The following is a 19,660-nucleotide window of genomic DNA, read 5'->3' on the forward strand; positions in this document are numbered from 1 at the left end:
TGTAGTGCGCCCCGACGTGGGGCGAAGCCTTGCCAGCGCTGCTCCGCAGCCTTTGCGAAGGGCGTGCGCCGATGTTAAAGGGCGTGACTTTCTGTAGAAAAACTACAAGAATGTCACGCCTTTCGAGACCCAAGTTCATCTGCCAGGCGAATGCGCGTGGCAGTGTCTGACCCACGAAAACAACGGAGTCCAGCATGGGATACCAAAAGATCCAGGTGCCTGCGAGCGGTGACAAAATCACCGTCAATGCCGATATGTCCCTGAACGTGCCCAACAACCCGATCATCCCCTACATCGAGGGTGACGGCATCGGTGTCGACATCAGCCCGGTCATGATCAAGGTCGTCGACGCCGCCGTCGAAAAGGCCTACGGCGGTGAGCGCAAAATCGCCTGGATGGAAGTGTACGCCGGCGAGAAGGCCACCCAGGTCTACGATCAGGACACCTGGCTGCCGAAAGAAACCCTGGAAGCCGTCCGCGACTACGTGGTTTCGATCAAGGGCCCGCTGACCACGCCCGTCGGTGGCGGCATCCGCTCCCTGAACGTCGCGCTGCGCCAGGAACTCGACCTGTACGTCTGCCAGCGCCCCGTACGTTGGTTCACCGGCGTGCCCAGCCCCGTCAAGAAACCGGGCGACGTGGACATGGTGATCTTCCGCGAGAACTCCGAAGACATCTATGCCGGCGTGGAATGGAAAGCCGGTTCGCCCGAGGCCGAGAAGGTCATCAAGTTCCTCACCGAGGAAATGGGCGTCAAGAAAATCCGCTTCACCGAGAACTGCGGCATCGGCATCAAGCCGGTCTCCCAGGACGGCACCAAGCGTCTGGTGCGCAAGGCGCTTCAGTACGCCGTGGACAATGATCGCGATTCCGTGACCATCGTCCACAAGGGCAACATCATGAAGTTCACCGAAGGTGCCTTCAAGGAGTGGGGCTACGAGGTGGCGCGTGACGAGTTCGGCGCGCAGCTGCTGGATGGCGGCCCCTGGATGCAGTTCAAGAACCCGAAGACTGGCAAGAACGTCGTGGTCAAGGACGTGATCGCCGACGCCATGCTGCAGCAGATCCTGCTGCGTCCGGCCGAGTACGACGTGATCGCCACCCTCAACCTGAACGGTGACTACCTGTCCGACGCCCTGGCGGCGGAGGTGGGCGGCATCGGCATCGCCCCGGGCGCCAACCTGTCCGACACCGTGGCCATGTTCGAAGCCACCCACGGCACCGCGCCGAAGTACGCGGGCCAGGACAAGGTCAACCCGGGCTCGCTGATCCTCTCTGCCGAGATGATGCTGCGCCACATGGGCTGGACCGAGGCTGCGGACCTGATCATCAAGGGCACCGAAGGCGCCATCGCCGCGAAGAAGGTCACCTATGACTTCGAGCGTCTGATGGAAGGTGCTCAACTGCAGTCCTGCTCGCAGTTCGGCGATGCCACCATTGCTCACATGTAAGCGCTGTGGAACGAAAAAAGCCGGTCAATGACCGGCTTTTTTTATGCCCGTCAATGGGCTTAGGCTTCAGCCGGACTCCTTTCAGGCTGGGTAGTGGGGGTCGTTGCCGATGGGGTGGTGGCTGTCGCTGCCCGAATGTTCACGGCATGCAGGCCTTTGGGGCCCTGCAAAATATCGAAGCTCACCGGTTGGCCGGCCTTGAGTGTCTTGTAACCGTCCATCTGGATGGCCGAATAGTGGGCGAATAGGTCCTCATCTCTGCCATCAGCGACGATGAAACCGTAGCCTTTGGCGTTGTTGAACCACTTGACCTTACCGCTAAGCATGCTGATATCCCTCTGCAAAGGACTCCATCACTGGAGTATCATCCACTTCGACTCCGCGCGAACGAACCTTGTAGGCGAGGGCGCGGAACCCCATATACCCGGTTGGGTATTCCATTGGTTTTAACACCCTTTTGCCGTTAGTCAAGGCAATGCTGCGTCCGGCTTCGAAGCCGGTCAAAATCCTTCGGCCCCTCTGGCTCACCAGTCGCGAACATTTTTCCAGCATGCATGCAAACAGCGAGATTCGACTAACATTCAATCAGGACCACTCGTCGTCGCCTCGCGAAGATGACGGTTCGGGCCTTGCGATCCAGGAAGCGAAACCCGCGCTCCAGGCGCCGCCCATGTACAAGGTAATTTTGTACAACGACGACTACACCCCGATGGATTTTGTTGTCCAAGTGCTCGAAATGTTCTTCAACATGGACCGCGAGCTGGCCACCAAGATCATGCTGGTCGTCCATACGGAGGGGCGCGCAGTGTGTGGCCGCTACACCCGCGATATTGCCGAGACCAAGGCCATGCAGGTCAACCAGTACGCGAGAGAGAGCCAGCATCCGCTACTCTGTGAAATTGAGAAGGACGGTTAACCGCCGGCCGCTAGGGTATGAGGTGAAGCTATGTTGAACCGAGAGCTCGAAGTCACCCTCAATCTCGCCTTCAAGGAGGCTCGTTCCAAGCGTCACGAGTTCATGACGGTCGAGCATCTATTGCTGGCCTTGCTCGACAACGAGGCTGCAGCGACCGTGCTGCGCTCGTGCGGCGCTAATCTGGACAAGCTTCGCCACGACCTCAAGGAATTCATCGATTCCACCACGCCGCTGATACCCCAGCATGACGAGGAGCGCGAAACCCAGCCGACGCTCGGTTTCCAGCGCGTGCTCCAGCGCGCGGTCTTCCACGTACAAAGCTCGGGCAAGCGTGAAGTCACTGGTGCCAACGTGCTGGTGGCCATCTTCAGCGAACAGGAAAGCCAGGCCGTGTTCCTGCTCAAGCAGCAGAGCGTCGCCCGTATCGATGTCGTCAATTACATCGCCCATGGCATTTCCAAGGTGCCTGGTCATAACGAGCAGCATGACAGCGAGCAAGATATGCAGGATGAAGAGGGTGGCGAGTCGTCTTCTTCCGGGCATCCGCTGGATGCCTACACCAGCAACCTCAACGAGCTGGCCCGCCAGGGGCGCATCGACCCTCTGGTAGGTCGCGAAAACGAAGTGGAGCGCGTCGCGCAGATCCTGGCCCGTCGCCGCAAGAACAACCCGCTGCTTGTGGGTGAGGCGGGCGTGGGCAAGACCGCGATCGCCGAAGGCCTGGCCAAGCGCATCGTGGATGGCGAAGTGCCGGACCTGCTGTCCGAAAGCGTGGTGTATTCCCTGGATCTGGGTGCACTGCTGGCGGGTACCAAGTACCGCGGCGACTTCGAGAAGCGCTTCAAGGCGTTGCTCAATGAGCTGCGCAAGCGCCCCCATGCCATCCTGTTCATCGACGAGATCCACACCATCATCGGTGCCGGTGCGGCCTCGGGTGGGGTCATGGATGCGTCCAACCTGTTGAAGCCGCTACTCTCTTCGGGCGAGATCCGTTGCATCGGTTCAACCACCTTCCAGGAGTTCCGCGGCATTTTCGAGAAGGATCGGGCGCTGGCGCGTCGCTTCCAGAAGGTGGATGTGGTGGAGCCGTCCATCGAGGACACCTTCGGCATCCTCAAGGGGCTCAAGGCTCGTTTCGAGCAGCACCACCACATCGAATACGCTGAAGAGGCGCTTCGCGCGGCGGCCGAACTGTCGGCTCGCTATATCAATGACCGGCACATGCCCGACAAGGCCATCGATGTCATCGACGAGGCGGGCGCCTACCAGCGGCTGCAGCCCGAAGAGCGTCGGGTCAAGCGCATCGAGGTGGCCCAGGTGGAAGACATCGTGGCGAAGATCGCCCGCATTCCACCCAAGCATGTCAGCAGCTCCGACAAGGAACTGCTGCGCAACCTGGAGCGCGATCTCAAGCTCACGGTGTTCGGCCAGGATGCAGCGATCGATTCCCTGGCTACCGCCATCAAGCTGTCCCGAGCCGGTTTGAAGTCGCCGGACAAGCCGGTCGGCTCCTTCCTGTTTGCCGGGCCGACGGGTGTGGGTAAGACCGAGGCGGCGCGTCAGTTGGCCAAGGCGCTAGGTGTCGAACTGGTTCGCTTCGATATGTCCGAGTACATGGAGCGTCATACCGTGTCCCGGCTCATCGGTGCACCGCCCGGCTACGTAGGGTTCGACCAGGGTGGCCTGCTGACCGAGGCGATTACCAAGCAGCCGCATTGCGTGCTGTTGCTCGATGAAATCGAGAAGGCGCATCCCGAAGTCTTCAACCTGCTGCTGCAGGTGATGGATCACGGAACGCTAACCGACAACAACGGCCGCAAGGCGGATTTCCGCAATGTCATCCTGATCATGACCACCAATGCCGGGGCCGAGACGGCGTCCCGGGCTTCCATCGGTTTCACGCACCAGGATCACTCCTCGGATGCGATGGAAGTGATCAAGAAGAGCTTCACGCCGGAATTCCGCAACCGCCTGGATACCATCATCCAGTTTGGTCGCCTGAGCCACGAGGTCATCAAGAGCATCGTCGACAAATTCCTCACGGAAATGCAGGCGCAGCTGGAAGACAAGCGGGTTCAGCTGGAAGTCAGCGACGCGGCTCGGGACTGGCTGGCGCGCAGTGGCTACGATGTCCAGATGGGCGCACGGCCCATGGCGCGGCTTATTCAGGACAAGATCAAGCGCCCGCTGGCCGAGGAAATCCTGTTCGGCGACCTCGCCGAGCACGGCGGCCTGGTGCATGTCGACCTGAAGGACGGCGAACTGGAGTTCGAGTATGAGACGACGGCCGAACTGGCCTGAGTGAAATGCGCAAACAGAAACGCCCGGCATATGTCGGGCGTTTTCTTATGCGACTTACAATCGTTGCAAGCCGGTATACGGTAGAGCGAAACGTCGAGCTATCAGCGGGCGCGGTAGGTGATGCGGCCTTTGCTCAGATCGTAGGGGGTCAGTTCGACGCGGACTTTATCGCCCGTCAGGATGCGGATGTAGTTCTTGCGCATCTTTCCGGAGATGTGCGCGGTAACGACGTGCCCGTTTTCCAACTCCACGCGAAACATGGTGTTGGGCAGGGTGTCGACGACAGTGCCTTCCATTTCGAAGCTGTCTTCTTTCGACATGCAGTAGAACCCTCGGTATCGAATGGCGAACCGGGTACGAATGCACCCAGTAAAAACGGCATGCATTGTGCCTGAAAAACGGTTAGGTCGCCAAGCGTTTCACGTCAGGCAAGCCCAGCGCTGATTGACGAAAAGCTCGATGGGGCGGTACTGGGTCTTGTAGTTCATCTTCCGACAATTCTTGATCCAGTACCCCAGGTAAACCGCCTGAAGGCCCAGGCGCTCGGTCTCGCCTATCTGCCAGAGAATGGCGTAGCGGCCCAGGCTGCGGCGTTCTTCGTCGGGATCGTAGAAGGTGTAGACCGCCGACAGCCCATTGGGCAGTACGTCGGTGACCGCCACCGCCAACAGGCGGTCACCCAGGCGGAATTCATAGAAGCGGGAGAAGGGCAAATCCCGCACCAGGAAGGTGGTGAACTGCTCCCGGCTGGGCGGGTACATGTCGCCGTCCGCGTGCCGCAGCTCGATATAGCGCGCGTACAGGCTGTAGTACTCGCTGGTGAAGGCTGGGCGGCAGGAGCGGACCTGCAGATCCGCATTACGCTTGAGAATCTTGCGTTGCTGCCGGTTGGGTTCGAAGCGGTCGGCGGGGATGCGCGCGGGGACACAGGCATTGCAGCGCTGGCAGTGGGGGCGGTAGAGGTGATCGCCGCTGCGTCGGAAGCCCAGTTCGGACAGTTCGGCATAGACCTGCGCATCCATGGGCTGACTGGGATCGAGGAACAGCGTAGTGGCCTGTTCTTCGGGCAGGTAGCTGCAAGGATGGGGCTGGGTGGCATAGAACTTCAGGCGTGCCAGCTCGGTCATGGTCGAACCTCGGGAAACCCTCAAGGCAAGTGTATGCCAGGCTAGGACAGTCGCCTAGGCGAGCCAGTCGGCGGTTGTCGATGCGTCCAGGTGACGCGCCAGGTAGCTCGCGAATTCTTCTCGCGGAATCGAGCGGGCGCCCAGGCTTTGCAAGTGGCGTGTGGGCATCTGGCAGTCGATCAGTACGAATCCCCAGGTTTTCAGGCGCTCTACCAGCGTGACGAAGCCCACCTTGGATGCATCGTCGGCGCGGCTGAACATGGATTCGCCGAAGTACAGCTGCCCGATGGCCAGTCCGTAGAGGCCGCCCACCAGCTCATCGCCTTGCCAAACCTCCACGGAGTGGGCGAGCCCGCGGTGGTGCAGGTCGATGTAGGCGGCCTGCATGGGGGGCGTGATCCATGTGCCGGACGCATAGGCGCGGGGCGCTGCACAGGCGCCGATCACCGCTTCGAAGCAGTGGTCGAAGGTCACCCGGTAGCGCTCCTGCCGCAGTACCTTGGCCAGGCTGCGGGATACATGAAGCTCATCGGGAAACAGCACGGTGCGTGGGTCAGGTGACCACCACAGGACCGGCTGGCCTTCGTCGAACCACGGGAAGCAGCCGTGGCGATAGGCCCGGTACAGGCGTTCGGCGGACAGGTCTCCGCCCGCCGCCAGCAGCCCATTGGGGTCGCGCAGAGCCTGATGGAGGGGAGGGAATTCCCAAGAGTTCCGGTTCAGCCAGGTGAGCATGCGAGGACGCTCGTTGAGGGCTGCGCGCAGGGCGCGCAGCCAGGTGCCTTACAGGTCCAGGTACTTTTCGGCGTCCAGCGCGGCCATGCAGCCGGCCCCCGCCGACGTGATCGCCTGGCGATAGACATGGTCGGCCACGTCACCGGCCGCGAAGACACCTTCGATGCTGGTGGCGGTGGCATTGCCTTCGCCGCCGCCCTTGACCACCAGATAACCATCACGCATGTCCAATTGGTCGCGGAACAGGTCGGTGTTGGGCTTGTGGCCGATGGCGACGAAGACGCCCGCCAGGGGCAGTTCGTGGGTGGAGCCGTCCGCCACGCTTTTCAGGCGCACGCCGGTCACGCCGCTGTCGTCACCCAGGACTTCGTCCAAGGTGTGGTTCCAGTGCAGGCGCACATTGCCGTTTTCCGCCTTCTCGAACAGCTTGTCCTGAAGGATTTTCTCGGAGCGCAGCTTGTCGCGGCGGTGGATGAGGTGCACTTCCTTGGCGATGTTGGCCAGGTACAGGGCTTCCTCGACCGCGGTGTTGCCGCCGCCGATCACCGCGACCACCTGGTTGCGATAGAAAAAGCCGTCGCAGGTGGCGCAGGCGGATACACCCTTGCCGGAGAACGCGTCCTCGGACGGTAGGCCGAGGTACTGGGCGCTGGCGCCGGTGGCGATGATCAGCGCGTCGCAAGTATAGGTAGCGTTGTCACCCTTCAAGGTGAAGGGCTTCTGCTGCAGTTCGGCGGTATGGATGTGGTCGTAGACGATTTCGGTGTCGAAGCGCTCGGCATGCTTCTGCATGCGCTCCATCAGCGCAGGGCCGGTCAGGCCTTCGATGTCGCCCGGCCAGTTGTCCACCTCGGTGGTGGTGGTCAGTTGGCCGCCTGGCTGGATGCCGGTGATGACCAGCGGCTTGAGGTTCGCGCGGGCGGCGTAGACGGCGGCGGTATAGCCGGCGGGGCCAGAGCCGAGGATGATCAGGCGGGAGTGTTTGACATCGGTCATCGGGGGGAAGTCCTTCGGGTGAGACAGGTATGCTCGAGCAAAGGCTAGAGCATACCTGAACTTCACTTATTTCTTGCTGGCGGCAATCAGCTCGCGGATGTGCTCGGCACGCTCGGTGCTCGCCGGGTGGGAGGACAGCAGGCTGTGGTCGCTACCTTCTTCCTTGGCGAGCTTGTCCATCGCGGTAGCCAGGCCCATGGGGTTCAGCTTGCGCTTGAGCAGCAGTTGCACCGAGAAGGCGTCGGCATCGCTTTCCTGGGATTGCGAAAACTGCGAGTTGATCAGCTCCTCGCCCAGTGCGCCGTAGTCGGAACTGGAGAGGGAGGAAACGGCGGCGTTGGTGGAGGAGGCGGCAGCCATGCGCGCGGCCTGGGAGGCATAAGCGATCTGCGCGGCTTTCTTGCTGTGACCGAGGGCGACGTGGCCCATCTCGTGGCCCAGCACGCCTTCGATTTCGTTGTCGGTGAAGGAGTCCATCAGGCCGCTGTAGACGCGGATGCAGCCGTTGGCCATGGCCCAGGCGTTTTCTTCCTTGGTCAGGTAGACCTTGTAGTTGACCGGAGTCCCCTCGATTTCGCTGCCGAGCGCCTTGGCGATCTTGTTCAGGCGCTGGGTGTACTTGCTGCCGGCGGGGGCGATCTTGTTCTCCTTGTCTTGCTGCTTGCAGGCGCCATCGGCGATCTGCTTGACCTCGGCGTCGCTCAGGGTCGCAGCCTTGAAGGCGGAAACGCCGCTATCCATGAGGCCGCCCGCGTCGAAGTTCTGGCAGCCGCCGAGCAAGGTGGCTGCGGCGATGAGGCTGGCGAGAGTCTGTTTTTTCATGAGGGCTGCTCCTGTCGGTAAATCTTAGAGTCGAAATGAAGGGGCGAAGGTGAAACTCAGCAAGGCGCGAGTATATAAGAGCGTTCCGCTGTCACAGTGCGGAGTGTTTCTCCTTTTGAGACATCATTTTCATGGCGCTCCGACTCTGTGCCGGGGCGAGCCGATCCGGTGCGCCAGGCTGGCGTCACGTCTGCAAAGCCTTACAATGGCGAGCTTCGATGTTCAGAGTTCTAGGCGCCGCGAGCGCAGGAAATAAACGCGTTTTGAAGAATTCCCCGACTTCCGCGCAGGTGCCCATGTGGCGCCAGCAGATCCAATACCGCCTGAAAGAGGGTGCGCTGATCGCCCTGGGTGCGCTGTGCATCTACCTGTGGATGGCGCTGCTGACCTACGACGCCACCGACCCGGGCTGGACCCATACCAGCAACAGCGAGCAGGTGCATAACGCGGCCGGTCGTGCCGGTGCCTGGTTCGCCGACGTGCTGTTCATGGTGCTGGGCTACTTCGCCTACCTGTTCCCCTTGTTGCTGGCGGTCAAGACATTCCAGGTCTTCCGCTCCCGGCATCGCAGTTGGGAGTGGAGCGGCTGGCTGTTTTCCTGGCGGCTGATCGGCCTGGTATTCCTGGTGCTGTCAGGCTCGGCGCTGGCGTTCATCCATTTCCATTCTGCCCCGGGCATGCCGGCGTCCGCCGGGGGCGCCCTGGGCGAGAGCCTCGGGCAACTGGCGGTCACCGCGCTGAACGTCCAGGGCAGCACGTTGCTGTTCATCGCCCTGTTCCTGTTCGGCCTGACGGTCTTCACCGACCTGTCCTGGTTCCGCGCCATGGACCTGACCGGCAAGATCACCCTCGATTTCTTCGAACTCATCCAGAACGCTGCCACCGGCTGGTGGCGGGCCCGCACCGAGCGTCTGCAACTGGCCGAGAAGCTGCGGGAAGTCGACGAGCGGGTCAGCGTGGTGGCCGCGCCGGTGGTGCCTGACCGCCGCGAGCAGGCCAAGGTGAAGGAGCGTCTGATCGAGCGTGAGGATTCCCTCAGCAAGCACATGACCGAGCGGGAGAAGCGCCAGCCGCCCACCATCACCCCGCCGGCACCGGCGAAGCCCGCCGAACCCAGTAAGCGCGTGCAGCAGGAGCGGCAGGCGCCACTGTTCGTGGACAGCGCAGTAGAAGGTACATTGCCGCCCATCTCGATCCTCGACCCGGCCGAGAAGAAGCAGAAAAGCTATTCGCCCGAGTCCCTGGAGGCGATGTCGCGCCTGCTGGAGATCAAGCTGAAGGAATTCGGCGTGGAAGTGACGGTGGAGTCGGTGCACCCCGGTCCGGTGATCACCCGCTTTGAGATCCAGCCGGCGCCTGGCGTCAAGGTCAGCAGGATTTCCAACCTGGCCAAGGACCTGGCCCGCTCCCTGGCGGTGATCAGCGTGCGGGTGGTGGAAGTCATTCCCGGCAAGACCACCGTCGGTATCGAGATTCCCAACGAAGACCGGCAGATCGTGCGCTTCTCCGAGGTGCTGGAATCCAGCGAGTACGATGACGCCAAGTCGCCGGTCACCCTGGCCCTAGGCCATGACATCGGTGGCCGGCCAGTCATCACGGACCTGGCGAAGATGCCGCACCTGCTGGTGGCCGGTACCACCGGTTCTGGTAAGTCGGTGGGGGTCAACGCGATGCTCCTGTCGATCCTGTTCAAGTCCGGGCCAGAGGATGCCCGCCTGATCATGATCGACCCGAAGATGCTGGAGCTGTCGATCTACGAAGGCATTCCGCACCTGCTGTGCCCGGTGGTGACCGACATGAAGGAGGCCGCCAACGCGCTGCGCTGGTCGGTCGCCGAGATGGAGCGCCGCTACAAGCTGATGGCCGCCATGGGCGTGCGTAACCTGGCGGGCTTCAACCGCAAGGTGAAGGATGCCGAGGATGCCGGGACGCCCCTCACCGATCCGCTGTACCGCCGCGAGAACATGGAGGACGAAGCCCCGCTACTGACCAAGCTACCGACCATCGTGGTGGTGGTGGACGAATTCGCCGACATGATGATGATCGTCGGCAAGAAGGTGGAGGAGCTGATTGCCCGGATCGCCCAGAAGGCGCGGGCCGCCGGCATCCACCTGATCCTCGCCACCCAGCGCCCGTCAGTGGACGTGATCACCGGCCTGATCAAGGCCAACATTCCCACCCGCATGGCGTTCCAAGTCTCCAGCAAGATCGACTCGCGGACCATTCTCGACCAGGGCGGCGCCGAGCAGCTACTGGGCCATGGCGACATGCTCTACCTGCCGCCGGGCACCGGCCTGCCGATTCGCGTCCATGGCGCGTTCGTGTCGGACGAGGAAGTGCACCGGGTGGTGGAGGCCTGGAAGCTGCGGGGCGCGCCCGACTACATCGAAGACATCCTGGCGGGCGTCGAGGAAGCTGGCAGTGGCTTCGATGGCGGCAGCGGTTCCGGTGAAGGCGGGGAGGGCAGCGAGGAAGACCCGCTCTATGACGAGGCGGTGCGCTTCGTCACCGAGAGCCGGCGGGCCTCCATCTCCGCCGTGCAGCGCAAGCTGAAGATCGGCTACAACCGTGCGGCGCGCATGATCGAGGCCATGGAAATGGCCGGTGTGGTCAGCCCCATGAACACCAACGGTTCCCGCGAAGTCATTGCACCCTCGCCGGTGCGCGATTAATTTTCCCTGAAGTCACGAGGATTCCATGCGCACCATCCGCATGCTGCTGATCGCCCTGCTGGGTTTCACCGCCGTACAGGCCCAGGCCGACGACACCGCCGTCAAGCGCCTGAGCGAGCTGCTGAGCAAGGCACAGACCATCACGGGACGGTTTTCCCAGCTGACCCTGGACGGCTCCGGCACTCAGCTCCAGGAAACCTCCGGTGAAATGAGCCTGAAGCGCCCGGGCCTGTTCCGCTGGCACACCGATGCGCCCCAGGAACAGCTGCTGGTCTCCAACGGGCAGAAGGTCTGGCTGTACGACCCGGACCTGCAGCAGGTAACCATCCAGACCCTGGACCAGCGCCTGACCCATACCCCGGCGCTGCTGCTGTCGGGCGACGTCTCCAGCATCAGTGAGAATTTCGAGATCACCCACAAGGAAGCCGGCGACGTGGTGGACTTCATGCTCAAGCCGAAGGCCAAGGACACGCTGTTCGACACCCTGCGCCTGTCCTTCCGGGGTGGGGTAGTCAACGACATGCAACTGATCGACGGCGTTGGCCAGCGCACCAACATCCTGTTCATGAGCGTGAAGATGAACCCGCCGGTGGACGCCAAGCAGTTCGACTTCCAGGTGCCCGAAGGCGCCGACGTGATCCAGGAGTGACATGGACCTGTTCCGCCGCGAGCCCATCGCCCAGCCACTGGCGGCGCGCCTTCGCGCCACCGGCCTGGACGAGTATGCCGGCCAGCAGCATCTGCTGGCGCCGGGCAAGCCGCTACGGGAAGCCCTGGAACAGGGTGCGCTGCACTCAATGATCTTCTGGGGGCCGCCGGGGGTGGGCAAGACCACCCTCGCGCGACTTCTGGCACAGGTGACCGATGCCCATTTCGAGACCCTCTCGGCAGTGCTCTCGGGGGTCAAGGAAATCCGCCAGGCCGTGGAAGTGGCCAAGCAGCAGGCCGCCCAGTACGGCCGCCAGACCATCCTCTTCGTCGACGAAGTGCACCGCTTCAACAAGAGCCAGCAGGATGCTTTTCTGCCGTACGTGGAAGACGGCACGCTGATCTTCATCGGCGCCACCACCGAGAACCCGTCCTTCGAGCTGAATAACGCGCTGCTGTCCCGGGCCCGGGTGTACGTCCTGAAAAGCCTGGACGAAGCCGCGCTGCGCAAGCTGGCCGCCCGGGCCTTGAGCGAGGAGAAGGGCCTGGGCGCGCGGCACCTCGACCTGCCGGAGGAAAGTCTCGTCCTGCTGATGGCGGCCGCGGATGGCGATGGCCGGCGCCTGCTCAACCTGCTGGAGAACGCCGCCGACCTGGTGGACGACGGCGGCACCATTGCCGTGGAGCTGCTGCAGGACCTGCTGGGGGACAGCCGACGCCGGTTCGACAAGGGCGGCGAGGCGTTCTACGACCAGATTTCCGCCCTGCACAAATCGGTGCGCGGATCCGACCCGGACGCGACCCTCTACTGGTTCGCGCGGATGCTGGATGGCGGCTGCGATCCCCTGTACATCGCCCGGCGGGTGGTGCGCATGGCCAGCGAGGACATCGGCAACGCCGACCCACGGGCCTTGAGCCTGTGCCTGGCGGCCTGGGACGTACAAGAGCGCCTGGGCAGCCCGGAAGGGGAGCTGGCGGTGGCCCAGGCCCTGGTCTACCTGGCGTGCGCGCCGAAGAGCAACGCCGTCTACACCGCATTCAAGGCCGCCATGCGCGATGCCGCCGAGCAGGGCTCCCTGGAAGTGCCGCTGCACCTGCGAAACGCCCCCACCAAGCTGATGAAACAGCTGGGTTATGGCGACGAGTACCGCTATGCCCACGACGAGCCGGACGCCTATGCGGCCGGCGAGGACTATTTCCCGGATACCCTGGAGCCGCGGCGCTACTACGAGCCGGTTCCCCGCGGCCTGGAGCTGAAGATCCGTGACAAGCTGGCTCATCTGGACGCGCTGGACCAGGCCAGCCCGTGGAAGCGGAGAAAGACATGATTCGCACGATGGTCGCCGTGGCCTTGGGCGGTGCCTTCGGCTCGGTGCTGCGCTTTCTCACCTCATACCTGGCGGCCAGCCAGTGGCCGCGCCACGCGTTTCTCGGCACCCTGGCGGTGAACGTGGTGGGTTGCCTGGTGATCGGCTACCTGAACGGTTTGTTCCTGCTGCGCACCGACCTGCCGGTGGAGCTGCGCCTTGGCCTGACCGTGGGCGTGATCGGCGGCCTGACGACGTTTTCCTCGTTCAGCCTCGAGGTGGTGCGGCTGCTGGAGAACGGCCAGACGGCCCTGGCCATGGCCTATCTCGCCTGCAGCATCCTCGGCGGTTTATTCGCCGTCTGGGCAGGGTTATCCTTCGCCCGCATGTGATGCCCCGATGCCAGCGGCATTGGCGCCTTTTCTTTTCCGTTCAGCTTGAGAGTAGGACATGCTCGATTCGAAATTGATACGCACCCAGTTGCAGGACGTGGCGCAACGCCTCGCCACCCGTGGCTTCCAGCTGGACGTGGCGCGTATCGAAGCGCTCGAAGCCCAGCGCAAACAGGTGCAGACCCGTACCGAACAGCTGCAGGCCGAACGCAACACCCGCTCCAAGTCCATCGGCCAGGCCAAGCAGCGCGGCGAGGACATCGCGCCCCTGCTGGCGGAAGTGGACCGCATGGGCAGCGAACTGGAGGAGGGCAAGCGCGAGCTGGAGTCCATCCAGGCCGACCTGGATACCCTGCTGCTCAGCCTGCCCAACCTGCCCCACGAATCGGTCCCGGTGGGTGCCGATGAGGACGGCAACGTCGAAATCCGCCGCTGGGGCGAGCCGAAGCGCTTTGCGTTCAGCGTGCGCGACCATGTCAGCCTCGGCGAGCAGCACGGTTGGCTGGACTTCGAGGCAGCGGCGCGGCTGTCGGGCGCACGTTTCGCGGTGATGCGCGGGCCCATCGCCCGCCTGCACCGGGCCCTGGCCCAGTTCATGATCAACCTGCACACCGCCGAGCACGGCTACGAAGAGGCCTACACCCCTTACCTGGTACAGGCCCCGGCGCTGCAGGGAACCGGCCAGTTGCCCAAGTTCGAGGAAGACCTGTTCAAGATCGCCCGTGAAGGCGAGGCGGACTTCTACCTGATCCCCACCGCCGAAGTGACCCTGACCAACCTGGCGGCTGGGCAGATCCTCGATCCCAAGCAGTTGCCGCTGAAGTTCGTCGCCCACACCCCATGCTTCCGCAGCGAGGCGGGCGCTTCCGGTCGCGACACCCGCGGCATGATCCGCCAGCACCAGTTCGACAAGGTGGAAATGGTGCAGATCGTCGAGCCGGAGAAATCCTTCGAGGCCCTGGAGGCGCTCACCGGCAATGCCGAGCGGGTGCTGCAATTGCTGGAACTGCCGTATCGCGTGCTGGCCCTGTGCACCGGTGACATGGGCTTTGGTGCCACCAAGACCTATGACCTGGAAGTCTGGGTGCCCAGCCAGGACAAGTACCGGGAAATCTCGTCCTGCTCCACCTGCGGCGATTTCCAGGCGCGGCGCATGCAGGCTCGCTACCGCAACCCGGAAACCGGCAAGCCGGAACTGGTGCATACCCTCAACGGGTCCGGCCTCGCCGTGGGACGTACCCTGGTGGCCGTGCTGGAGAACTACCAGCAGGCCGATGGCTCCATCGTCGTGCCCGAGGTCCTGCGCCCCTACATGGGCGGGATCGACCGCATCGGCTGACGACGGCGGCCGGGTACGCCCGGCCTTTCATTTTCCTGGCGGGATTCCCGATGGATTACCTTCCACTGTTCCATAACCTGCGCGGGCACCAGGTGCTCGTGGTGGGCGGGGGCGAGGTGGCGTTGCGCAAGGCGCGCCTGCTGGCCCAGGCCGGCGCCTGCCTGCGGGTGGTCGCGCCGACCCTCGAACCCGAACTGCGGGAACTGGTGTCCGGAGGCAAGGGCGCCTGGCTCGAGCGCGGCTATCGCGCCGATGACTTGGCGGCATGCCGGTTGGTGATTGCCGCTACCGACGACGAGGCGCTGAACGCCGCGGTTTCCCGGGATGCCCAGGCCTTGGGCATCCCGGTCAACGTGGTGGACGCGCCAGCGCTGTGCAGCGTGATCTTCCCGGCCATCGTCGACCGTTCGCCCCTGATGGTGGCGGTTTCCAGTGGCGGCGACGCCCCAGTGCTGGCGCGCCTGATCCGTGCCCGAATCGAAAGCTGGGTGCCGACGACCTATGGGCAACTGGCTGGCCTGGCAAAGCGCTTCCGCAGCCGGGTGAAACAGCGGATTCCCGAAGTCGGACAGCGGCGGGCGTTCTGGGAAGAAGTGTTCCAGGGCGAGGTGGCCGAGCGGTTGCTGGCCGGTCGCGCCCAAGAGGCGGAGCGGCTGCTGGAGGTGCGGCTGGCCGACGGGCCTTCGCCCGCCGTGGGCGAGGTCTACCTGGTGGGTGCCGGCCCGGGCGACCCGGACCTGTTGACGTTCCGTGCGCTGCGCCTGATGCAGCAGGCCGACGTGGTGCTCTACGACCGCCTGGTGGCGCCGGCCATCGTCGAGCTGTGCCGGCGAGACGCCGAGCGCGTCTACGTGGGCAAGCGCCGGGCCGAGCATGCCTTGCCTCAGGAGCAGATAAACCAGCAATTGATCCAGTTGGCGCGGCAAGGCAAGCGGGTGCTGCGGTTGAAGGGGGGCGACCCGTTCATCTTCGGCCGTGGCGGCGAGGAGATCGAAGAACTGGCCGCCCAGGGCATCCCGTTTCAGGTGGTGCCGGGCATCACCGCGGCCTCCGGCTGCGCCGCCTACGCGGGCATTCCCCTGACCCATCGCGACCATGCCCAGTCGGTGCGCTTCGTCACTGGGCATCTCAAGGACGGCAGTTGCGACCTGCCGTGGCAGGACCTAACGGCGCCCGGGCAGACCCTGGTGTTCTACATGGGCCTGGTGGGCCTGCCGTTGATCTGCGAGCAACTGGTCGCCCACGGGTGCAACGCCGATACCCCGGCGGCCTTGGTGCAGCAGGGCACCACTGCGCGCCAGCGGGTATTCGTCGGCACCCTGGCGAACTTGCCGGCGCTGGTGGCCCGCCACGAGGTGCATGCGCCGACCCTGGTGATCGTCGGCGACGTGGTCCGCCTGCGGGACAAACTGGCCTGGTTCGAAGGCGCGCAGCCCGAGCCTGACTAACTGTCTTCGGGACGACTCGGTCAAGACACCTCGGATTCTCCACGCTGAAAGATGCCCCGGCCGGGCAGGCGTGGCCGGTCATAGGGGCGATCCAGGCCGAGGCGCGGCCCTTTGGGCACGATCCCGTTGGGGTTGATCGTGGTGTGGCTGAGGTAGTAGTGCCGCTGGATATGGGTGAGGTCCACGGTTTCGGCGATGCCCGGCCATTGGTACAGCTCCCGTAGCCACTGGGACAGGTTGGGATATTCCTCGATCCGCTGCCGGTTGCACTTGAAATGGCCGTGGTAGACGGCGTCGAAGCGGATCAGGGTGGTGAACAGCCGGACATCCGCCTCGGTCAGGTACTCGCCCGTCAGGTAACGGTGGGTCTCCAGCCGCCGTTCCAGGTGGTCCAGCTCGGCGAACACCTGGTCGAAGGCTTCCTCGTAGGCGGCCTGGCTGGTGGCGAAGCCCGCGCGGTACACGCCGTTGTTGATATGGGGGTAGATGCGTCCGTTGAGCGCATCGATGTCCGCGCGCAGCGGCGCCGGGTAGAAGTCGTCGCGATTCCCGGTGAGGCCGTCGAACGCCTGGTTGAACATGCGCACGATGTCCGCCGACTCGTTGCTGACGATGCGATCGCTGCGGGTATCCCAGAGCACCGGCACGGTGACATGGCCGGTATAGGCGGGGTCGTCCCGGGTGTAGCGCTGGTGCAGAAACTCCAGACCGTCCAGCCGATCACCGCTGGAGCCCTGGCCGCGGTCGAAGGTCCAGCCATTCGCCCCCATGTACCAGGCCACCACCGAGACGTCGATCAGCGCCTCCAGGCCCTTCAGCCAGCGCAGGATCAAGGTGCGATGGGCCCAGGGGCAAGCGAGGGAGACATACAGGTGATAACGGCCGGCCTCGGCGGCGAACCCGCCTTCGCCGGTGGGCCCGGGGCGGCCGTCGGCGGTCACCCAGTGGCGCCGCTGTGCTGCTTCGCGTTCGAAACGTCCGCTGGTGCCGGTGTCGTACCAGCGATCGTGCCATTGGCCGTCGACGAGTTCGCCCATGCCCCTTCCTCCTGCGCCGGCCGCACACCGGGTTGGCCGCGGCTCATGATCGCTTGGAGCAGCGCGGTGGCGCAGGGGTTCGCTTCAGTGAGCGCGGTCGCGTCGTTCCCAGCACCGATGGGCATGCTCGAATGCCGCCTCGCGGGGTTCACCCAGGGCGCGAAACGCCAGCGCCAGGGTCGACAGCACGGCCTCTTCGCCGTAGGCGTCATGGGCCGTGCCACGCCACACCGCCAGCAGGTGCTGCGGGTCCAGGCGCTCCGGCTTGACCCGTCGCTGGGCGGCCAGGGCCGGCCACGCTTCGTCCCAGTCCAGCCCATCAGCCGTTCCGGCGAGGATGCAGGGAGCATCTGGGTTGACCTCGATCTCGCCGCCTTCGCCCTTGATCACCACCGCGCGGTCGCCCAGCAGGCGACTGGCGTCCCGGTGAACGGCCTGGTAGCCCGGGTGGAAGATGCTCTGCAGGCCGCAACGAGCCGCGGCCGGGTTGAGCAGCCGGGCCAGGGAGTGGATGGGGGAGCGCAGGCCCAGCAGGTTGCGCAGGTCGATCATTCGCTGCAGGGCCGGCATCCATGCCACCAGGGGCAGGAAGGCTGGCTGGCCGGCATCCAATGCTTCGCCCACCGCCTGCCAGGATGCACAACGGGGGATGGCCAGGGTGTCCAGCAGGGCCTCGCTGTAGAGGCGTCCGGCGGTGTGGGCGCCGGCCCCGTGCATCAGGACCCTGACGCCATCCCCGGCCAGCGCCTTCACGGTCAGCAGGTACCAGGGCAGGTGACGCTTCTTGCCGGCGTAGCTGGGCCAGTCCAGGTCCACCCGCAGGCCGGTCGGGACCGGTATCCGGGCCCGAACCGCTTCGCAGAACCCGGCCAGCTCCTCGGCGCTTTCCTCCTTGTGTCGCAGGAGCATCAGGAACGCGCCGAGCTGGACGTCTTCCACCCGGCCATCCAGCACCTGGCCCAAAGCGTCGCGGGCCTCCTCGCGCGTCAGGCCGCGAGCACCGCGCTTGCCCTTGCCCAGGGTGCGCACGTAGAGGGCGAAGGGGTGTTCGGCAGGGGTCTGGGAATCGGTCATAGGCAGTTAGTCGGCTTGGGCAGGCCGGCCAGCTTGGCGGCCAGCTTGGCGGGCGTGCCCTTGAACAGGCGGTTGAGGTGGGCGCTGTTGCCCTTGTCCGGGCCGAGGGCCTGGGCGATGTAGCGAACCAGGGGGCGGGTGGCCGGCGACAGCTGGAATTCCCGGTAGAACGCCCGCAGCGCCTCAAGGATTTCCCAGTGCTCGGGCTGCAGGTCGAGCCCCTCGTTGCGCGCCAGGGCCTCGGCAACCGCGGGCGTCCAGTCGTCCAAGCGCAGCAGGTAGCCGTCGCCGTCCAGCGCCAGGGCCTGCGGGTCGAGGGGGCGGTCATTCATAACCAGCTGTTCACCTTGGCGTATTGCAGGCAGGCATCGACGAAGCCGGGATAGTCGATGACCCGGGCACGCGCGGGTTGCCGATCGCTCAGCCCGCGGGCGTTCAGGTCGTCTTCCAGGACCAGGAGGGCGACGGACGCGGGCAACCGTTCCAGGGCATCCCGGGGCGCCGTGCCGGGTTGCAGCGCATGGACCGCATCGCCGCTGAGCAGCAGGCCGTCCCGCTCGCCCAACAAGCGCAAGCAGCTGGCGAAGCGTTCGTCACTGAACGGGGAGTGGCTGAGCAGGTGCAGGGTTGCCATCAGATCGTCACCACTTCGTCGTGGGCATCCAGCAGCTCGCGCAGGCCGGGAGCGTCCAGTACCTGGACCGGGAGCAGGAGTGTGTCCTCGGCCAAGCCACGGGTCTGCAGGCTGTGGCGGCAAGCGTAGAGGGACTCGACGCCGAACAGCGGCAATGCCTGGAGATTGGCGCCCAGGTCCTTCTGCTCCAAGGCGCCGGGCTGCTGGCCGCGCTGCAGTTGGAATACGCCATCGTCGAGAAACAACAGGGCAATGGGCAGGTCGTAGGCGCCTCCGGCGAGCGCCATGTCCAGCGCTTCGCGCGCATGGGGGCCGGACCAGGGCGCCTGGCGGCTGACGATTAGCAGCGAGCGGGCCATTCAGGGACCTCCGAAGCAGACCAGGCGGTCCGCGGTCTGCACCGCTTCGTGCAATTGGCCGAGCCCGGACAACTGCCAGCCCGGTGCCAGGTTGGCCGCCGGGCGGCCATAGCGACGCGCCTCGTCGGTATCCAGCACGCCCCGGCGCAGCGCGGCGGCGATGCACACCACGCCATCGAGCCCATGCCGCTCGACGAAGCGCTGCCAGTCAGCGGTGATGTCGCGCTCATCCTGGGGCGCAACAGCATTCGCCGAGGCGCTGTGCACACCGTCCTGGTACAGAAAGACCCGCACGATCTCGTGTCCACCGGCCAGCACCGCCTCGGCGAAGCGAAGCGCGCGGCGCGAAGCGGGCGAGTGGGGCGCGGCGAACAGGGCGATGGCGAATTTCATGGCGGGTCG

At 64.6% G+C, this 19,660-nt stretch carries 21 protein-coding genes; 9 read left to right on the plus strand and 12 right to left on the minus strand.

Features of this window, described 5'->3' with window-relative positions:
* Window positions 1-194: 194 nt before the first annotated feature.
* Complete coding sequence (gene icd / locus FM069_RS00310; protein ID WP_143486134.1) at window positions 195-1,451, plus strand: NADP-dependent isocitrate dehydrogenase; 1,257 nt, start codon at window positions 195-197, stop codon at window positions 1,449-1,451.
* Window positions 1,452-1,510: 59 nt separating this feature from the next.
* Here icd and cspD read toward each other — a convergent pair whose 3' ends face one another.
* Complete coding sequence (cspD, locus tag FM069_RS00315) at window positions 1,511-1,777, minus strand: cold shock domain-containing protein CspD (protein WP_143486135.1); 267 nt, start codon at window positions 1,775-1,777, stop codon at window positions 1,511-1,513.
* Between the two features lie 224 nt (window positions 1,778-2,001).
* Here cspD and clpS point away from each other — a divergent pair, with 224 nt between their 5' ends.
* Window positions 2,002-2,367, plus strand: coding sequence for an ATP-dependent Clp protease adapter ClpS (gene clpS / locus FM069_RS00320; protein ID WP_143486637.1), 366 nt, complete (start codon window positions 2,002-2,004; stop codon window positions 2,365-2,367).
* 30 nt (window positions 2,368-2,397) lie between these two features.
* Window positions 2,398-4,668: an ATP-dependent Clp protease ATP-binding subunit ClpA gene (clpA, locus tag FM069_RS00325; RefSeq protein ID WP_143486136.1), complete on the plus strand. Its 2,271-nt coding sequence runs from the start codon at window positions 2,398-2,400 to the stop codon at window positions 4,666-4,668.
* A 101-nt stretch (window positions 4,669-4,769) separates the two neighbouring features.
* Here clpA and infA read toward each other — a convergent pair whose 3' ends face one another.
* The 5 genes from infA to loiP form a co-directional block, all read right to left on the minus strand.
* Entirely contained in the window at window positions 4,770-4,988 is a 219-nt protein-coding gene (gene infA, locus FM069_RS00330; protein WP_002553999.1) for a translation initiation factor IF-1, read from the minus strand.
* A gap of 99 nt (window positions 4,989-5,087) precedes the next feature.
* A complete protein-coding gene (locus tag FM069_RS00335) occupies window positions 5,088-5,795 on the minus strand; it encodes an arginyltransferase (protein ID WP_143486137.1) in 708 nt (235 codons plus the stop codon).
* Window positions 5,796-5,849: 54 nt separating this feature from the next.
* Window positions 5,850-6,530, minus strand: coding sequence for a leucyl/phenylalanyl-tRNA--protein transferase (aat, locus tag FM069_RS00340; protein ID WP_143486138.1), 681 nt, complete (start codon window positions 6,528-6,530; stop codon window positions 5,850-5,852).
* A gap of 48 nt (window positions 6,531-6,578) precedes the next feature.
* Window positions 6,579-7,526 carry a thioredoxin-disulfide reductase gene (trxB, locus tag FM069_RS00345; protein WP_143486139.1) on the minus strand — a complete coding sequence of 316 codons (948 nt, stop codon included), beginning with the start codon at window positions 7,524-7,526 and terminating at the stop codon, window positions 6,579-6,581.
* Between the two features lie 66 nt (window positions 7,527-7,592).
* On the minus strand, window positions 7,593-8,348 hold the full coding sequence (gene loiP, locus FM069_RS00350; protein WP_143486140.1) for a metalloprotease LoiP: 756 nt from the start codon (window positions 8,346-8,348) through the stop codon (window positions 7,593-7,595).
* 218 nt (window positions 8,349-8,566) lie between these two features.
* Between loiP and ftsK the strand changes: the two genes are divergently transcribed.
* The 6 genes from ftsK to cysG are packed head-to-tail and all read left to right on the plus strand — an operon-like array spanning window position 8,567 to window position 16,154.
* Entirely contained in the window at window positions 8,567-11,020 is a 2,454-nt protein-coding gene (gene ftsK, locus FM069_RS00355; RefSeq protein ID WP_178106619.1) for a DNA translocase FtsK, read from the plus strand.
* A gap of 25 nt (window positions 11,021-11,045) precedes the next feature.
* Window positions 11,046-11,669, plus strand: a complete 624-nt coding sequence (lolA, locus tag FM069_RS00360) for an outer membrane lipoprotein chaperone LolA (RefSeq protein WP_143486142.1) — start codon at window positions 11,046-11,048, stop codon at window positions 11,667-11,669.
* A gap of 1 nt (window position 11,670) precedes the next feature.
* On the plus strand, window positions 11,671-12,996 hold the full coding sequence (locus FM069_RS00365) for a replication-associated recombination protein A (protein ID WP_143486143.1): 1,326 nt from the start codon (window positions 11,671-11,673) through the stop codon (window positions 12,994-12,996).
* The gene (crcB, locus tag FM069_RS00370) at window positions 12,993-13,367 is read left to right on the plus strand and encodes a fluoride efflux transporter CrcB (RefSeq protein WP_143486144.1); all 375 of its coding nucleotides are present in this window, start codon (window positions 12,993-12,995) and stop codon (window positions 13,365-13,367) included. The genes FM069_RS00365 and crcB overlap by 4 nt, the downstream gene beginning before the upstream one ends.
* Window positions 13,368-13,425: 58 nt before the next feature.
* Window positions 13,426-14,706: a serine--tRNA ligase gene (gene serS, locus FM069_RS00375; RefSeq protein WP_143486145.1), complete on the plus strand. Its 1,281-nt coding sequence runs from the start codon at window positions 13,426-13,428 to the stop codon at window positions 14,704-14,706.
* Window positions 14,707-14,756: 50 nt separating this feature from the next.
* Window positions 14,757-16,154, plus strand: a complete 1,398-nt coding sequence (gene cysG / locus FM069_RS00380) for a siroheme synthase CysG (protein WP_143486146.1) — start codon at window positions 14,757-14,759, stop codon at window positions 16,152-16,154.
* Between the two features lie 20 nt (window positions 16,155-16,174).
* Here cysG and FM069_RS00385 read toward each other — a convergent pair whose 3' ends face one another.
* The 6 genes from FM069_RS00385 to tusD all read right to left on the minus strand — a co-directional run bounded on the left by FM069_RS00385 (window position 16,175) and on the right by tusD (window position 19,651).
* Window positions 16,175-17,191 (minus strand): glutathione S-transferase family protein, encoded by a 1,017-nt coding sequence (locus FM069_RS00385; RefSeq protein WP_143486147.1) that lies wholly within the window; start codon window positions 17,189-17,191, stop codon window positions 16,175-16,177.
* 84 nt (window positions 17,192-17,275) lie between these two features.
* Window positions 17,276-18,265, minus strand: a complete 990-nt coding sequence (locus FM069_RS00390; RefSeq protein ID WP_143486148.1) for a glycosyl transferase family protein — start codon at window positions 18,263-18,265, stop codon at window positions 17,276-17,278.
* A complete protein-coding gene (locus FM069_RS00395; protein ID WP_143486149.1) occupies window positions 18,262-18,597 on the minus strand; it encodes a TusE/DsrC/DsvC family sulfur relay protein in 336 nt (111 codons plus the stop codon). The genes FM069_RS00390 and FM069_RS00395 overlap by 4 nt, the downstream gene beginning before the upstream one ends.
* Entirely contained in the window at window positions 18,594-18,899 is a 306-nt protein-coding gene (gene tusB, locus FM069_RS00400; RefSeq protein ID WP_143486150.1) for a sulfurtransferase complex subunit TusB, read from the minus strand. The genes FM069_RS00395 and tusB overlap by 4 nt, the downstream gene beginning before the upstream one ends.
* A complete protein-coding gene (tusC, locus tag FM069_RS00405) occupies window positions 18,899-19,258 on the minus strand; it encodes a sulfurtransferase complex subunit TusC (protein ID WP_143486151.1) in 360 nt (119 codons plus the stop codon). Before tusC ends, tusB begins: the two co-directional genes overlap by 1 nt.
* Window positions 19,259-19,651, minus strand: coding sequence for a sulfurtransferase complex subunit TusD (gene tusD / locus FM069_RS00410; protein WP_143486152.1), 393 nt, complete (start codon window positions 19,649-19,651; stop codon window positions 19,259-19,261).
* Window positions 19,652-19,660: the final 9 nt, after the last annotated feature.

This window comes from Pseudomonas mangiferae, assembly GCF_007109405.1.
In the GTDB taxonomy this organism is placed as follows: Bacteria; Pseudomonadota; Gammaproteobacteria; order Pseudomonadales; family Pseudomonadaceae; genus Pseudomonas_T; species Pseudomonas_T mangiferae.

Excerpts from the sequence above, each read along its gene's own strand:
- tusB (WP_143486150.1), bottom strand. The coding sequence starts at position 18,899 with ATGGCAACCCTGCACCTGCTCAGCCACTCCCCGTTCAGTGACGAACGC.
- FM069_RS00385 (WP_143486147.1), bottom strand. The coding sequence starts at position 17,191 with ATGGGCGAACTCGTCGACGGCCAATGGCACGATCGCTGGTACGACACC.
- clpS (WP_143486637.1), top strand. The coding sequence starts at position 2,002 with ATGCATGCAAACAGCGAGATTCGACTAACATTCAATCAGGACCACTCG.
- ftsK (WP_178106619.1), top strand. The coding sequence starts at position 8,567 with ATGTTCAGAGTTCTAGGCGCCGCGAGCGCAGGAAATAAACGCGTTTTG.
- trxB (WP_143486139.1), bottom strand. The coding sequence starts at position 7,526 with ATGACCGATGTCAAACACTCCCGCCTGATCATCCTCGGCTCTGGCCCC.
- tusC (WP_143486151.1), bottom strand. The coding sequence starts at position 19,258 with ATGGCCCGCTCGCTGCTAATCGTCAGCCGCCAGGCGCCCTGGTCCGGC.
- tusD (WP_143486152.1), bottom strand. The coding sequence starts at position 19,651 with ATGAAATTCGCCATCGCCCTGTTCGCCGCGCCCCACTCGCCCGCTTCG.
- serS (WP_143486145.1), top strand. The coding sequence starts at position 13,426 with ATGCTCGATTCGAAATTGATACGCACCCAGTTGCAGGACGTGGCGCAA.
- infA (WP_002553999.1), bottom strand. The coding sequence starts at position 4,988 with ATGTCGAAAGAAGACAGCTTCGAAATGGAAGGCACTGTCGTCGACACC.
- cspD (WP_143486135.1), bottom strand. The coding sequence starts at position 1,777 with ATGCTTAGCGGTAAGGTCAAGTGGTTCAACAACGCCAAAGGCTACGGT.
- FM069_RS00365 (WP_143486143.1), top strand. The coding sequence starts at position 11,671 with ATGGACCTGTTCCGCCGCGAGCCCATCGCCCAGCCACTGGCGGCGCGC.
- FM069_RS00390 (WP_143486148.1), bottom strand. The coding sequence starts at position 18,265 with ATGACCGATTCCCAGACCCCTGCCGAACACCCCTTCGCCCTCTACGTG.
- clpA (WP_143486136.1), top strand. The coding sequence starts at position 2,398 with ATGTTGAACCGAGAGCTCGAAGTCACCCTCAATCTCGCCTTCAAGGAG.
- crcB (WP_143486144.1), top strand. The coding sequence starts at position 12,993 with ATGATTCGCACGATGGTCGCCGTGGCCTTGGGCGGTGCCTTCGGCTCG.
- loiP (WP_143486140.1), bottom strand. The coding sequence starts at position 8,348 with ATGAAAAAACAGACTCTCGCCAGCCTCATCGCCGCAGCCACCTTGCTC.
- FM069_RS00335 (WP_143486137.1), bottom strand. The coding sequence starts at position 5,795 with ATGACCGAGCTGGCACGCCTGAAGTTCTATGCCACCCAGCCCCATCCT.
- aat (WP_143486138.1), bottom strand. The coding sequence starts at position 6,530 with ATGCTCACCTGGCTGAACCGGAACTCTTGGGAATTCCCTCCCCTCCAT.
- cysG (WP_143486146.1), top strand. The coding sequence starts at position 14,757 with ATGGATTACCTTCCACTGTTCCATAACCTGCGCGGGCACCAGGTGCTC.
- icd (WP_143486134.1), top strand. The coding sequence starts at position 195 with ATGGGATACCAAAAGATCCAGGTGCCTGCGAGCGGTGACAAAATCACC.
- lolA (WP_143486142.1), top strand. The coding sequence starts at position 11,046 with ATGCGCACCATCCGCATGCTGCTGATCGCCCTGCTGGGTTTCACCGCC.
- FM069_RS00395 (WP_143486149.1), bottom strand. The coding sequence starts at position 18,597 with ATGAATGACCGCCCCCTCGACCCGCAGGCCCTGGCGCTGGACGGCGAC.